The 14802-nt window shown below is 66.6% G+C and carries 12 protein-coding genes; 3 read left to right on the top strand and 9 right to left on the bottom strand.

Translation table 11 applies throughout. The features are described from left to right. The first annotated feature begins 6 nt into the window (after window positions 1-6). Window positions 7-1080: a DUF475 domain-containing protein gene (locus tag ACWPMX_RS05235; protein WP_455698983.1), complete on the top strand. Its 1074-nt coding sequence runs from the start codon at window positions 7-9 to the stop codon at window positions 1078-1080. Here the strand turns inward: ACWPMX_RS05235 and ACWPMX_RS05230 are convergent. The 7 genes from ACWPMX_RS05230 to ACWPMX_RS05200 all read right to left on the bottom strand — a co-directional run bounded on the left by ACWPMX_RS05230 (window position 1031) and on the right by ACWPMX_RS05200 (window position 10306). After that, on the bottom strand, window positions 1031-2011 hold the full coding sequence (locus ACWPMX_RS05230) for a bile acid:sodium symporter family protein (protein WP_455698982.1): 981 nt from the start codon (window positions 2009-2011) through the stop codon (window positions 1031-1033). The two genes, ACWPMX_RS05235 and ACWPMX_RS05230, sit on opposite strands and share 50 nt — an antisense overlap. Before the next feature lie 43 nt (window positions 2012-2054). Beyond that, window positions 2055-3602, bottom strand: coding sequence for a tetratricopeptide repeat protein (locus ACWPMX_RS05225; protein WP_455698981.1), 1548 nt, complete (start codon window positions 3600-3602; stop codon window positions 2055-2057). Continuing rightward, complete coding sequence (gene prsR, locus ACWPMX_RS05220) at window positions 3586-4950, bottom strand: PEP-CTERM-box response regulator transcription factor (protein WP_455698980.1); 1365 nt, start codon at window positions 4948-4950, stop codon at window positions 3586-3588. Before prsR ends, ACWPMX_RS05225 begins: the two co-directional genes overlap by 17 nt. Then, window positions 4950-7061, bottom strand: coding sequence for an XrtA/PEP-CTERM system histidine kinase PrsK (prsK, locus tag ACWPMX_RS05215; RefSeq protein WP_455698979.1), 2112 nt, complete (start codon window positions 7059-7061; stop codon window positions 4950-4952). Before prsK ends, prsR begins: the two co-directional genes overlap by 1 nt. A 1-nt stretch (window position 7062) precedes the next feature. Next, the gene (locus ACWPMX_RS05210; RefSeq protein ID WP_455698978.1) at window positions 7063-8448 is read right to left on the bottom strand and encodes a TIGR03013 family XrtA/PEP-CTERM system glycosyltransferase; all 1386 of its coding nucleotides are present in this window, start codon (window positions 8446-8448) and stop codon (window positions 7063-7065) included. 119 nt (window positions 8449-8567) lie between these two features. Then, window positions 8568-8861: a hypothetical protein gene (locus tag ACWPMX_RS05205; RefSeq protein WP_455698977.1), complete on the bottom strand. Its 294-nt coding sequence runs from the start codon at window positions 8859-8861 to the stop codon at window positions 8568-8570. A gap of 68 nt (window positions 8862-8929) precedes the next feature. Beyond that, complete coding sequence (locus tag ACWPMX_RS05200; RefSeq protein WP_455698976.1) at window positions 8930-10306, bottom strand: helix-turn-helix domain-containing protein; 1377 nt, start codon at window positions 10304-10306, stop codon at window positions 8930-8932. 140 nt (window positions 10307-10446) lie between these two features. On the opposite strand from ACWPMX_RS05200, the gene ACWPMX_RS05195 reads away from it, so the two are divergent. Both ACWPMX_RS05195 and ACWPMX_RS05190 read left to right on the top strand, forming a co-directional pair. Further along, window positions 10447-12045, top strand: coding sequence for an isocitrate lyase (locus ACWPMX_RS05195; RefSeq protein ID WP_455698975.1), 1599 nt, complete (start codon window positions 10447-10449; stop codon window positions 12043-12045). Window positions 12046-12080: 35 nt separating this feature from the next. Then, window positions 12081-12257 carry a hypothetical protein gene (locus ACWPMX_RS05190; protein WP_455698974.1) on the top strand — a complete coding sequence of 59 codons (177 nt, stop codon included), beginning with the start codon at window positions 12081-12083 and terminating at the stop codon, window positions 12255-12257. Between the two features lie 243 nt (window positions 12258-12500). Here the strand turns inward: ACWPMX_RS05190 and ACWPMX_RS05185 are convergent, their stop codons facing one another. Continuing rightward, a complete protein-coding gene (locus ACWPMX_RS05185) occupies window positions 12501-13817 on the bottom strand; it encodes an amidohydrolase (protein WP_455698973.1) in 1317 nt (438 codons plus the stop codon). A gap of 64 nt (window positions 13818-13881) precedes the next feature. Further along, window positions 13882-14775 (bottom strand): hypothetical protein, encoded by an 894-nt coding sequence (locus ACWPMX_RS05180; RefSeq protein WP_455698972.1) that lies wholly within the window; start codon window positions 14773-14775, stop codon window positions 13882-13884. Window positions 14776-14802: the final 27 nt, after the last annotated feature.

Below are 14802 nucleotides of genomic sequence, written 5' to 3'. Positions count from 1 at the left end.
CCATCGATGGACACGCTCAAGCGCTTTTACGGGTTCTCGCTCGCATTCACGATTCTCTGCCTCGGCCTTGGCGGTTGGTACGGCATGGCCAGTACGGGCAGCGTGTCGGGCACGGCCCAGATGCTGTGGATCATCTTCGTGCTGTCGATCCTCGAGATTTCGCTCAGCTTCGACAACGCGGTGGTCAACGCGGCAGTGCTCAAGGACATGGATCATGTTTGGCAGAAGCGATTCCTGACTTGGGGCATCCTCTTCGCCGTGTTCGGTATGCGGATCGTCTTCCCCCTCGCGATTGTCGCCATTGCGGCTGGGCTCGGCCCGGTCGATGCGGTGAATCTCTCGCTCAACGATCCCAAGCGTTACGAGGAAATCGTCAATTCGGCACACGTCGGCATTGCAGGGTTCGGCGGCGCGTTCCTCGCCATGGTCGGCCTCAAGTTCTTTTTCGACGGCGAGAAGGACGTCCACTGGATCGGTTCGATAGAGCGTTTCCTCGGACGGTTCTCCGCGCTGCCCGCGGCCGAAATCGCCCTCTTGCTGCTGGGTGTGTGGGGCATTTCGCTCCTGCTACCGGATGCCGAAGCGCTGACGTTCGTGGTCGCGTCCATCCTCGGCCTCGTTACTTTCATCGCGGTCGAGGGCGTTTCGACGATGCTCGAACTGCACGAGGAAAAGCAGCGGCTGGCAGGAGCGGTGGTGCGGAGCGGCCTGGGTGGGTTCCTCTACCTCAACGTGCTCGACGCCAGCTTCAGCTTCGACGGCGTGATCGGCGCCTTCGCACTGTCCAACAACATGATCGTGATCGCGCTAGGCCTCTCGATCGGAGCAATGTTCGTGCGTTCGATGACGATCCACCTCGTCGAGAAAGGCACGCTGGCGCAGTACCGCTACCTCGAGCATGGCGCGTTCTGGGCGATCATCGCGCTCGGCGCGATCATGTTGCTCTCGGCCAAGTGGCACATTCCCGAGACGGTGACCGGACTGATCGGGGCGATCCTGATCGGCCTGTCGTTGTGGTGGTCGGTGCGCTTCAACCGCCGCCATCCGGAAGCGGTCGAGGAGTCCGTGCGAGGCGATTAGCCAGCGGCGCGCTGGCGACGAGCTGGAGCAGGTGGAAAGCCAGCAGCGGCAGCAGGACCATTCCGGCGACGTCCGGCGGAAACAGCACCGCCGCGAGCGGCGCGCCCATCGCCACGCTCTTGTGCGCCCCCGCGAACAGGAAAGAAATGCGGTCGGCGCGGGGCAGGCCGACCATGCTCGCCACTGCCCACGCCCCACCGAAAGCGACCGCAAGAAATGCGCTTACCGCGGCCAGCAGGATCGCCCAGCCAACGGGGCTGACGCGTGTCCACAGCCCTTGCTCGACAGCGCCCGAGAACGCGACATAGACCGCAATCGCGATCGACAGCCGGTCCATCCAGGTCACCAGGTCGCGGTGCTCGCCCACCCAACCCGACAATTTCGACTGGAGAAACTGGCCGATCGCAAACGGCACGATGAGGATCGCGAAGACCTTGCCGATGCCCGCTGCTCCCAGCGCGGCCGCGCCGCCCCCGCCGAGCGCGGCGAACAGGGGTGCGGACACGAACACCCCGAGGATATTGATGAGCGCCGCCGCGACCACGGAATTGGCGACGTTCCCGCCCGCCAGAGACGAGTAGGCGGTGGCCGACTGAACGGTCGATGGCAGGACGCCAAGGTAGAGGAAGCCCAGCACCACCATCGCCGGAAGCATGCCCTCCAGCGCAGCGGTGAGCCCCATCCCGAGCAGCGCCATCGCCCCGAAGCACCAGACCGTGAGCGGGAGCAGGAACCTCCAGTGTCCGATCCCCCGCACGACCTCACTGCGCGGCAATCGCAAGCCGTTGAGAAAGAACAGCAGGAAGATCGCCCCGTTCGACACCCATTGCGCAATCTCGCGTGCGGGCCCGGTCGCCGGCAGCACGCTGGCGAGCACGATCGCAAGCACCAGCAGGCGGACCATCAGGTCGATGTGGCGGAGGAATCGCATCGACTCGCGCCTTTGGCGTCGGTGGCCCGCGTTGTCGAGCCGACTACCCTTCGAGCAGGCGTTCGAGCACCGGGTCGTTGCGACCACGGCTCCAGGCATGGTCGACGAGCGCCCTCCCGCGCAAATCGTCCCCGTCGTCCATCAGTCGCCGTCCCAGTGTGGCAGATGCGTCGGCATTGTTCGGCTCGCCCCGCAGGTGATCGGCGAGGAGCGCAGTGGCGGCCGTGCTATCGCCGATACGGTCGCGCGCAGCGACTATACGCTGGGTCAGCGACCATGATCGCCTGACGCTTGCCGCCTTCCGATAGTAGCCGAGCGCAGCCCGGTTATCGCCTGCGGCCAGGGCCGCATCGCCCGCGAGCGCCAGCGCATCGACCGACCCCGGGTGCCTCGCAAGGAATGCCCCCGCCTTCGCCCGTGCCTCTTCGGTCCCGCCCTGTCCGATCAGGTTCCGCACTTGCGACGTGATACCGCCCCCTTCGCCCACAAGCGATATGATCCGCATTGCACGCGTGTCTTTGGCGCGATCGAGAAAGATTGCAGCCCTGGTGCGATCACCCAGTGCCTCATACGAACGCCCGACCAGCTCGGCGATATAGGCGGGCGGCTTATCGCCGCCGAAACGCGCGACGAGCTCACGAAAATTACCGCCCAGATAGAGCGCCCGTGCCAGGAGCGCCTGTACCCGCGCGTTGTCCGGCTGCCGACGCGCGAGCACGTCGAGACCTTGCGCGGCGATGGCATGGTTGCCGTTCTCGAGATCGATGATCGCCAACAGCAGCATCGCCGCCGGGGTCTTCTGCTCAGACTTGGCCGAGCCGCGCTGGAGAAGAATGCGCGCGAGGTCGTACCGCCCTGCCCGCGCTGCCAGCACGGCCTGGAGCCACAGCACCCGCGGATCGCGCGGGACGACCTGCGCCAGCCGCCGGGTCGCCGCGAGCATGTCCCTCGCCCGCCCGAGTTCACCCAGCGTCGCAGCGTGTTCGGCCAGCAGATCCACATCGTTCGGCGCGAGCGCCAGGCCGCGTTCGAGCAAAGGCAGCGCGGCGTCGTTGCCCTGCGCGTCGCGCAAGAGCTGCGCGCGTAAGAGCAGCGACGCAGGGCTATCCGGCCCAAGTTCGAATGCCCGCTCTGCGGCAGCGACCGCTTCAACCTGCTCGCCGCCCTGCCAGCGCATCCGGCCGATATCGACCCACAGTTCGGGATCGGACGACCCGGCCCCGAGTGCCCGGTCGAACGCCAGCCCGGCGGCGGATAGATCGCCTTGCCGGGTGCGGAGGCGACCGAGCATGTGAAAGCCGTGCGCTGCTGCTTTGGGAGAGAATTCCCCGCCTGTCAGCCAGTACTCCGCTTCCTGGAGGTTGCCCTGACGCAGCTCTGCCTCTCCGAGCCACGGCGCAAGGTCGGCGGGGGACTCACCTCGATCCAGCGCACGACGCAGGGCTCCCTCGGCCCCGGCCGCATCGCCGGCAGCGAGGAGGCCGCGCCAGTCGTCCGCCGCCGGCCCCTTTTCCGCTGTGCCGCTGCACCCCGCCAGCGCGATGGCGCCCAGCAATCCCAGCAGCCCCCCGCGGCTAGGTTGCCAGGTCATACTGCTTGATGAGGTCGTAAAGCGTGGGCCGGCTGATCCCGAGCAGCTTGGCAGTGCTCGAAATGTTGCCCTCGCTGCGAGCCAGCGCATGCCGGATCATCATCCGGTCCGACCGTTCGCGGGCGCTTTTGAGGTTGAGCGCCTCGCCCACTTCGTCGGGCCGATCGGCAAGGTCGAGATCGTCGGCGCCTACGAGCTTGCCGTCGGTCATGATGACGGCGCGCTTCACGCGGTTTTCCAGTTCGCGCACGTTGCCCGGCCAGGTCCAGCCGTCGATCGCGGCCAGTGCATCGGGCGCAAAGCCTTTGACCGACGGGTTCATCTCCGCAGCGAAGCGCTGGAGGAACGCCTTCGCCAGCAGCACCGCATCGCCCGGCCGCTCGGCGAGCGTGGGAATTTTCACGACGATTTCGGCAAGGCGATAAAACAGGTCCTCGCGGAACGTGCCTGCGGCGATCATCGCCTCGAGGTCCTGGTGCGTCGCGCAGACGATCCGCGTATCGACCGGGATCGCGGTGCGTCCACCGATCCGCTCGATCGTGCGCTCCTGCAGGAACCGCAGCAGCTTCACCTGCAGCGGCAACGGGATGTCGCCGACCTCATCAAGGAACAGCGTGCCGCCGTGGGCCTGCTCGATCTTGCCCTCGGTGCTCTTCACCGCGCCGGTGAACGCACCCTTCTCGTGCCCGAAGAGCTCGGCTTCGAGCAGGGTCTCGGGGATCGCCGCGCAGTTGAGCGCAACGAATGCGCCGCCCTTGCGGTCGCTGCATTCGTGGAGCCCCTTGGCGAGCAATTCCTTGCCCGTGCCGCTCGCGCCCAGCAGCATGACCGACACCTTGGTATTGGCGACCCGCTCGATCGTGCGGGCGACCTTGGCCATCTCTGGCGCGGCGGTGATCATCCGGCCGAGAACGGTCTTGTCCTCGCCCACCTTTGCTGCAAGGCGGCGGTTTTCCGCCTCGATCTCGTGCAGGCCGAACGCGCGCCGCACGATGAGGCCCAGCGCGTCGATGTCGACCGGCTTCTGGTAGAAATCGTAGGCACCGCGGTCGATCGCATTGAGCGCGCTCTCGCGCGCGCCATGGCCGCTCGCGACGATGACCTTGGTGTCGGGCTTCAGCGCCATGATCGCGTCGAGCACTGCGAAGCCTTCGGTCGTGCCGTCGGGATCGGGCGGCAGGCCGAGGTCGAGCGTGACCACCGCCGGTTCCTCGCTGCGCAGCGCGGCGAGCGCGCTGTCGCGATCGCCCGCGACGATGACCTCGAAATCGTCGTAAGCCCACTTCAACTGGGCCTGGAGTCCTTGGTCGTCCTCGACCACGAGCAGCTTGTGCTTGTGCTGCGACATCACGCAGTCCCTTCCTGGATGAATGAGTTGCCGACGAAGCCGGCCGCGGCGGAGAGCGGCAGTATCGCCGCGAACCGCGTGCCGAGCCCTTCACGCGATTCCACCTCTAACCGCCCGCCCATCGTGCGGATCAGTTCGCGGGCCTCGAACGCTCCGATCCCGAAACCGCCGTCCTTCGACGTGACGAAGGGCTTGAACAGCTTGTCGCGCACGAACTGCGGGCTCATGCCGGTGCCGGAATCGATCACCTCGATGCGACCCTGCAACCCGTCGCACGAGACGTCGAGATAAACCGGCGTGCCCGGCACACTGGCCTCGATCGCGTTCTGGACGAGGTGATCGAGCGCCTGCTCGAGTGTTTCCTGTTCTGCGAGCACCATGCACGGCTCGGCGCGGGTCAACTGGACCTGAGTCACCGCGGAATGGCGCGCGGCGATCCGCTGCGCGATCTGGGTCAGATCGACCGGACCGCGCGCCGCGCCCGAGCCGGCCCCGTAGCGACCGAGGCGCGCAAGCAGGGCGTTGAGCTTCGCCGAACTGTTCGTGAGCGTCACCAGCATATCCGCGCGGAACGCCGGATTGTCCGCATGCCGCTCGGCATTCCGGGCAAGCAGCGACAACTGACTGGCAAGGTTCTTGATATCGTGCATCACGAACGCGATGCGCCGGTTGAATTCGTCGAAGCGCCCGGCCTCAATCAAGGCCTCGTGCCCGGCCTGCTCCGCGATGTAGCTCGCGAGTTGGCGACCGACGACCTTCAGCAGGTCGAAGTCTTCCCAATCGAGTTCGCGCGCGACGGGCGGACGGGCGAGGATGGCCACCCCGACAAGCCGGTCGAAATGCAGCAGCGGCACCATTGCCCAGGCACGTGGATTGTCGGCCAGCCAGGACGGCGCCTGTTCGCCTTCGCCAGCTTCGACAGGTGCCGCCTTCATCCGGTCAATCTCGATGATCGTACCGGTTCGCTCGAGGAAGGCGGAAAGCTCTGCGCTGCAAGGATTCGCCGGCACCGCGATCTCGGGCCACTGCCAGCGCCCCGCCAGCACCATGCCGCCATCGTCCGCCGGGAGCAGCATCAGCGCCCCTTGGCTGTCGGTGATGTCGGCCATCGCCTGCGCAGCGCGGATCGGGAGTTCGGGCGCGTCGGGTCCCGCGCGGCCGATCGTGCCGGTGAAGCGCAGCCATTCCGAGCGGTAGTCATAGCGGTGCTGGAAGAAGTGCTTGAAGGCCTTGACCCTGAGCCAGCCGCGCAGCCGCCTGGATGGAAGCCAGAGCAGTGCCAGCGTGGCCGCCGCGAACACGAAACCCACCTGCGTCAGGCGGGAAAGGCCCTCGCCGAAGAAGTTCATCGACTGGGCGAACAGCGTGATCGCTGCGAAGTATCCGCCGATCAGCAGCAGGGACAAGGACTGGAACGCAACCGTCCGGCTCGGCACGATCCGAAGGTCCGCCGCGCGCGCATTGGCGCCGATAGCGAACAGTGCGCCGACCATGGTGGCGACCAGCCCCTGCAGCGCGACCAGTTCGATCGGCTTCGCACCCCCGATCCACGCGATCGTGTAGAGGTTGAGCTGGAACGCCCACATCCCGGCGAGCGCCGACGCGGGCCACCGCAGGACCTGACGCGAAGCCGCCGAAGCGCCCGCGTAGAGGTTGTGCACCAGAACCAGCGCGCCGATCGCGACGAGAGCGCGCAGCACCACCGCCAGCGTAAACACGGCCTCGTGCGCGGCGGGTGCGTGGCCGACCCGCAGATCGAGAACACCGATCGCAGGCTGGATACACTCGACGCAGCCGAGCACGATCACCAGAGGCCTGATCGGAGCGAGGCTGTGGTCGCGCCCGTCGTTACCGAACAGGCGGTAAAGGACGAGGATCCACGAAAGATTGCGGACGCTCTCGATCAGGCTGGCGAGTAACGAGCCGGGTCCGTACGCGGCATTGGTCACACACCATGCGGCGGTCACGGCCAACGCGAAGACGACCATGCCGCGTTCGCGGCGGGTCCCGTCGTGGCGCTTCAGGAGCCACGCAGCGACCACCGCGCAGACGATCGCGCCCCCGAGGTTCAGGAGAAACGCCACGAGCTGCCAGGCCGATGCCGCCGCCATCTCAGCGCGCGCCCTCCGGCCACAGCACGACCCGCACCGTCTGCAACAGGATCAGGAGATCGAGAAAGGGCGTGTAATTCTTGGCGTAATAGAGGTCGTATTCGAGCTTCGCGCGGGCATCCTCGACGCTCGCGCCATAGGGGTAGTTGATCTGGGCCCATCCGGTGATCCCCGGCTTCACCATGTGGCGTTCCGCATAATACGGCAACTTGTCCTCGAGATCGGTCACGAACGCGGGCACTTCCGGACGCGGGCCGACGAAGCTCATCCGGCCGGCGAGCACCGTCCAGACCTGCGGCAGTTCGTCGATCCGCACCTTGCGGATGAACCGGCCGAGGCGGGTAACGCGCGGATCGTCCCTTTCCGCCCACTTAGCGCCGCCAGCCTCGGCGTCGGTGCGCATCGAGCGCAGCTTGTGGACCGTGAACGGCTGGCCATAGAGCCCGACGCGGGTCTGGCGGAAGAATGCCGGACCCTTGCTGTCGAGCTTCACGAGGATCGCGAACAGCGCGATCAGCGGGAATGTCAGCGCGAGCAGCAGTCCGCTCGCCGTCACGTCGAACACGCGTTTTGCCGCGCTCGACAGCATCCGGCCCGAAGAGAATCCGTCCGAGAAGATCAGCCAGCTGGGATTGAGCGTGTCGAGATCGACCCGTCCGGTCTCGCGCTCGAGGAAGCTCGAGAAGTCGTTGACGTGGACGCCGTGGGTCTTGATCCGCAGCAGGTCCTTGAGCGGGAGCGAATTGCGCCGCTCCTCCAGCGCCAGGACCACTTCGCTCGCGCCGATGTTCTCGACGAAGCGACCGAGGTCGTGAATCGCGCTGCGCGGGATTGCTTCCTCGATCAGCGGCGAACCCTCGTTCATGGCGAGGAAGCTGACCACCGCGAACCCGCTTTCGGGCCGCTCGGCGAGCGCCTTGATCCGCGCGGCCCTTTCACCCGCGCCGAGCACGAGAACGCGGCGGCGGAAGGCGGCGGTGCCGATCACGCTGCCTACCAGCATCCGGTTCGCGATCAGCAGGGCGATCGCCAGCACCATCGCGTAGATGAGAGTCGATCGCCAGAACGTGTTGCCGGGCAGTGCGAACTCGATAACCGAAAGGGCGATGATGCCGAGGCTCACCGCGACGAGAAGCCGCGCGCAGGCATACCGCATCGATCGCAGCGCGTCCGCACCGTAGGTCCCGACCGCGATCATCGCGAGCCAGACGACTGCGGCAAGAAGCACCAGCATTCCGGCGCGGTCCACAACGGGACCGACCGTGCTGCCGATCTGGCTCGCGCGCACCTGCCAGGCGATCTCTCCCGCCCCGAGCAGCAGCACGAGGTCGAAGAGGCCCAGCAGCATCACGGCATGCGGGATATAGTGCTTGAAGAGGCGGATCATCGTCTCGGCCCGGGGTGCGCTCCTGTTATGAAGCGCGACCCTAGGTACGAGAGATGAAATGTCGGTAAACTTTACACCCGCCTAAATCCCGGAAAACCGGCCCGGGCGGTGGTTACCGATCAGTTGTTGTTGACGCTGTCGGCCGCGTCCTTCGCAGCCTCGCCGACGTTCTGCGCCGCTTCGCCGACGTTGTTCGCGGCGTTCTCGATCGCGTTGTCCTTGGCGACTTCCGATCCGCTCATGTTCGAGAAGATGAAGAAACCGGCGACGACGGCGATGATCAGCACGATCGCGATCAGCCAGCCCGATCCGCCTCCGCCGCTACGGCTGTCGCCGTCGGTGATGACGGTATGCGTCGTGTGGGTCGAACCGGTATCCGGGTCGCGGACTTCGGTGATGCGTTCTTCGGTCATGGAAAAGAGCTCCCTGTTTGATAGGCCGCAAAACGAACGGGCTGCGGACCGGGTTCCGAGAACGATGGTTAACCCGAGAAACGGAAGGGCGTGACGCCCTGCTCCAGAGCGGAGAACTGCAGGCTCGTGCCGCGCGGAGGCAGCGAACGCTGGAAGCATCCGGGCACATGACACAAGGCGCAGCCCGGCCCAATCCGGGTCGCATCATCCGGTCGCAGCGACAGCCCGCGCGCGGCGGCAAGCTCACCGGCGAGCCTTGCCTCGAGCCCGAGGATCACCGCGAACTGCGCGGAGCTGCCGATGCTCCGCCCTTGCACGGTGCGCGCGATCGTGAACCACTGCGCCGGAGCCGCGCCGCTACCATCGAGCACCACCGATTGCGCGAGGAAATCGCCCGGCCGCTCGAACGCACGATGGGCATTCCACAGCGGGCAACTGGTGTCGCTGTCGAGCAGGCTGGCCCCGCTCGCGCCCGAGTAACGCTTGGAATACTGCCCCGCCCGGTCGACGCGTGCCATGAAGAACGGCAGCCCGCGCTGGCCTACGCGTTGCAGTGTCGTGAACCGGTGCGCGAGGCTTTCGAATCCGACCCCGAACCGGCGCATCAGCACCGGAACGTCGTACCCTGTCGATTCCGCCGCGCGCAGGAACCGGCCATAGGGCATGACCAGCGCCGCCGCGACGTAGGCGGTCAGGTGCCGCTCAAAAAGCTTGCGCGGCGTTTCGTCCGCGAACTGCGCGCCCGCCGCGAGTGCTGCGATCTGCTCGCGGAATTCCAATTGCGCGATCTGGGTCGCGACCTGGAATGTGCGCGAGGCCGGGTCGAGCATCTCGTTGAGCTGGAGCTGGCGGGCGTGAAGGTCTAGCCGCCGGACGTGATCGGGCGTCACCTCGCGCGGCAGGATGCGGATGGTCAGCTGGTGCCGCTCGCGCAGGCGCTCGGCCAGCGCACCGTAGGTATCGCCGCGCGACAGGCGAAGCTCGTCGGCCAGCGCTTCGGCTGCGACGTCGAGATCGGCGAAGTGGTTGCGCCACCGCTCGATCTCGCGCCGTGCCGCCTGGGTGGGATCGTCGCGGCGCTCGGCGGGAGCCGTGTTGTCGTAGAGCCGAACGAAGGCCGCAGCTGCCTGCGGGGCGGCGCTGAGGAATTCGGCCAACTCGTCACGGTCGATGCCGAGGTCGGCGAAACGGTCATCGGCCATGCGCCGCGCCAGTCCGTCGATCCCGCCGATCGCTTCGTCCTCGCGCAGGCCGCGGGGATCGTAGTCGAACTGGTCGACGACCTGCAGCACGACGCGCGCGGAGAGCGGGCGCTGGTTGCGCTCGATCAGATTGAGATAGCTTGGCGAGATGCCGAGCCGCGCGGCCATCGCGCCCTGGGTCAGTGCTTCGCGTTTGCGGAGGCGACGCAGCGCCGGTCCGGCGAACAGAGATCCCTCAACCATGCTTTGTAACTTTCTTTACACTGTGACAGCGAGATATGACGCAATCCCGCCTCGGAGACAACAAACTTTGTAAATTGTGCGTGTAGGGCGAGCCGGTGAAAGGTATTCGAATCTGCAAGCACTCACCTGAGGATTTCGCCATGACCTACGCCAGCAACATCTCCGACTTCCGCCGCACGATCGACGGTGCGGGCGCGGGATGGAATGCGATCGACGCCGAAAGCGCGGCCCGCATGAAGCTGCAGAATCGCTTCCCCACCGGCCTCGACATCGCGCGCTACACCGCCGCGATCATGCGTGCCGACATGGCCGCCTACGACGCCGATCCCGCCGCCTACACCCAGTCGCTTGGCTGCTGGCACGGGTTCATCGGCCAGCAGAAACTGATCGCGATCAAGAAGCATTTCGGCACCACCAAGAGCCGGTACCTGTACCTGTCCGGCTGGATGATCGCCGCGCTGCGCAGCGAGTTCGGTCCGCTGCCCGACCAGTCGATGCACGAGAAGACCAGCGTCCCTGCGCTAATCGAGGAACTCTACACGTTCCTGCGCCAGGCGGATGCCCGTGAACTCGGCGGCCTGTTCCGCGAACTCGACAAGGCCCGCGAGACTGGCAACGAGGTCGAGGCGGCGCGCATCAGCCAAGCCATCGACAACCACGAAACCCACGTCGTGCCGATCATTGCCGACATCGACGCCGGCTTCGGCAACCCGGAGGCGACCTATCTCCTCGCCAAGAAGATGATCGAGGCGGGCGCCTGCGCCATCCAGATCGAGAACCAGGTGTCGGACGAAAAGCAGTGCGGCCACCAGGACGGCAAGGTCACCGTGCCGCACGAGGACTTCCTCCAGAAGATCCGGGCGATCCGCTATGCGTTCCTCGAGCTTGGCGTCGACGACGGGGTGATCGTCGCCCGTACCGACAGCCTCGGCGCCGGCCTGACCAAACAGATCGCCTTCTCGAAGGAGCCGGGCGACCTTGGCGACCAGTACAACGCTTTCCTCGATTGCGAGGAGGTCGATGCGTCCACGCTGGGCAACGGCGACGTCCTGATCAGCCGCGACGGCAAGCTGCTTCGTCCGAAGCGCCTGCCCAGCAACCTCTACCAGTTCCGTTCGGGCACCGGCGAGGATCGCTGCGTGCTCGACTGCATCACGTCGCTCCAGAACGGCGCCGACCTGCTGTGGATCGAAACCGAGAAGCCGCACATCGGCCAGATCGGCGGAATGGTCAGCCGCATTCGCGAGGTGATCCCGAATGCCAAGCTCGTCTATAACAACAGCCCCAGCTTCAACTGGACGCTGAACTTCCGCCAGCAGGTCTACGATGCCTGGGTGGCGGCGGGAGAGGATGTCTCGGCCTATGATCGGGCGCGCTTGATGAGCGTGGACTACGACGGAACGGCGCTGGCCGCCGAAGCCGACGAGCGCATCCGCACTTTCCAGCGGGACGCGGCGCGCGAGGCGGGGATCTTCCACCACCTCATCACGCTGCCGACGTACCACACCGCGGCGCTCAGCACCGACAACCTCGCCCGCGAATACTTCGGCGAGGCCGGGATGCTGGGTTACGTCAAGAACGTGCAGCGCGAGGAGATCCGCCAGGGGATCGCGTGCGTGAAGCACCAGAACATGTCCGGCTCCGACATCGGCGACGACCACAAGGAATACTTCGCCGGCGAAGCCGCCCTCAAGGCGGGCGGCGAGCACAATACCATGAACCAGTTTGCGGCTGCCTGACGGCTGCCAATTCGCCCGACGTAAGGAGAGAGAGGATGACGACCATGACCGAGGACCGCCCCGCCGAACCTGGCCGCGCCCGCGCGCTGCTGTCGACTGCCGACTTCCGCCTGCTGCGCACCGCGCTGACCGCCTATGCCCGCACGGTCGACGACCGCGAGGAACTGGCCAAGATCAACGCCCTGCACCACCGCCTCGGCACTTACGCCTAGGCACCGCGACAAGCTCCTGGGGAGGAGAGATGGCCGTCGGGGGACCCCCTCCCCCGGCGGCCGTCAACTTCACGGCAACCATCGATGGTTGCCGACCGTTTGACCTTGCCGCGCTAGTGCCACCCATGGCGCGCAGGATAGCGAAGAGACGGATCACGGGGGCTGGGCCTCCATCACCGGCGGGCAGAAGAAAAAGCTGCTCGCCGCTTCGCGCGAACGCTCGAACAGCGGCGACGCGCCCGACTAACCGCCGGCTGGCATCAACCGCATCGCCGCACTGGTAAGCGCTTCGGCGGCGGTGCCGATCACCTTTTCCGCATCCGGTGCCCAGAACGGGCTGTGGAGCGACGGCAGCACAGTGCCGTCCGCCTCGGCCTTGGCGATCGTTTCGGGCCGCTCGCCGCCGACCCAGAACAGAAACGAGCGGATGTTGGCGGGGTCTGCCCGGCCGTAGCGCGAGAAGTCCTCGCCCGGCATGATAGGCGGCGCGACGGCGACGCGATCGGCCCCGAACCGCTCGACGAACGGCGCGGTCACTTCCGCCGCGAAGGCGGGATCGTTGTAGAGTGTCGGTGTGAACCCCTCGCCGAACGTTATGACCGGGGCGAGGCTTTCGGGGATCCCCGATGCCATGGCCTCGCCCGCAACGGTGCGCTTGATCCCGTCGAGCAGGCGCTGGCGCTGCGCGTCGCTGAAGCTGCGGACGGTCAATTGCAGGTGCGCGCCGTCGGAGATGATGTTGTAGCGCGATCCGGCGTGGAAGCTGCCGACTGTCACCACCGCGGGATCGAGAGGGTTGTTCTCGCGGCTGACCAGCGTCTGCAACCGCATCACGATCGCGCTGGCGAGGACGATCGGATCCTTGGTGGTGTGCGGCGCGGCGCCGTGGCCGCCCACGCCCTTCACCGCGATGTCCACGCTGTCGACGTTCGCCATTGCCGGGCCCGAGGCATAGGTGATCTTGCCCGCGGGCACGCCCGCCATGTCGTGGAACGCGAGCGCGTAATCGGGCTTGGGAAACCGCGTGTAGAGCCCGTCGTCGAGCATCGCCTTGGCGCCCTGCCCGGTCTCCTCGGCAGGCTGGCCGATCATCACCAGCGTGCCCTTCCACTGGTCCTTGCGCGCGGCGAGCAGGCGCGCGGTCGCGATCCACGCGGTCATGTGCGTATCGTGACCGCAGGCGTGCATCACGCCGGTCTCGCCGCCCGCCGCCTGCGCGCGCGCCTTCGAGGCGAACGGCAGCCCGGTCTGCTCGACCACCGGCAGCGCGTCCATGTCGGCGCGCAGGAGAACTGTGGGTCCCTCGCCGTTCGCCATCACCGCCACGACGCCGGTCTTCCCGACGCCCTCGGTGACGGTGAAACCCGCCTTGCGCGCGGCATCGGCCATGATCTTCGCGCTGCGCACTTCGCTGAACGCGAGTTCGGGGTGCTGGTGCAGGTCGCGGTAGATCGTCAGCAGACCCGGCATGTCCGCCGCGATCGCTTCGCGCAGATCGTCGGCCTGGGCGGGCGTCGCGGCAAGCAGCAGGCCGACAGCGGCCAGGATCAGTCTATTCACGGAGTGCTCCACTTAAGTTCTCGCGTACGGGTATTGGTGGATTGCGGCTTTGATCGCGGCGCCTTTACTCACGGTCGATTGCAGATCCAGAATTGGCGACGTCCGAACGACCATCTCCGACGGCAATCGTCCACCGCGCGAGCGTCTCTCCTGTCGCAGGATTCTCGATCGCGATTTCGTCCATGGCCGCGGAAATCATGCAGACAGGCGGAGCGCCCACCACCGAAGAAGAAATGCAGGAGACAAGATCGCCGCCCGGACCCGGGGCCAGACGACCGGATATGAGCAGCCGGAACCCGCGCTCGAGGTCCACTTGGTCGGGCGCAATGCGGACGACCGCCCGATACGGTTGGCCATCGCGACGACCGCGCCGCGATCCTGCCGAGCCATGGATCTGTGCAATCGCCAACGTTTGCGGATAGGCGCGCCGATCTTCCCCCTCACCGCTGGCAGTCTGCGCGCCCGTGTCGGTCGAAGGTGGGCAGTCCTCGCTCGACGACCAGGGGCGTTCGATCCAGAAGCCCTCGACGCCGTGGACAGCGTCCTGCGCGACCCCGGGCCACCACTCGGCAACCTGCCAAACCTGCGGTGCAACGGACAGCCGAAGCGTCTCCGCGGCTTCGTCATACTGCGCCGTCATCGCCGACGGAGAGGTCGGACCCGCCTGGGAAGCGCATCCGAACGGCAGGCGAATTTCGAACCGGCGGCCGTCGGCGGCTCGGTTATCGCTGTATGGAGGCCGCCCCGACGCTGCGGCGTCGGCGGCTTGTGCGGCGAGTGCGATGAGATCGACCCTTCCCAGTACCCCGGTGATAATTGCGCCAGTCGCAGTCGGCGAGGGATCGGGAATCGCTCGCGCGGGTATCGGTCGGGGGGTCGTTGCGCGGCCCGCCAGAAAGCCCCCAGCCCCCACGGCGATCGTGGCGGCAAAGGCCGCGGCCAGTGCGAGCCTGCTCACGCGCGGGGTTGGCTCATCCATTTCCAA

The organism is Tsuneonella sp. HG094, from assembly GCF_053819285.1.
The sequence above is the reverse complement of the archived record's forward strand: the minus strand, read 5'-3'. Positions and strand labels throughout refer to the sequence as shown.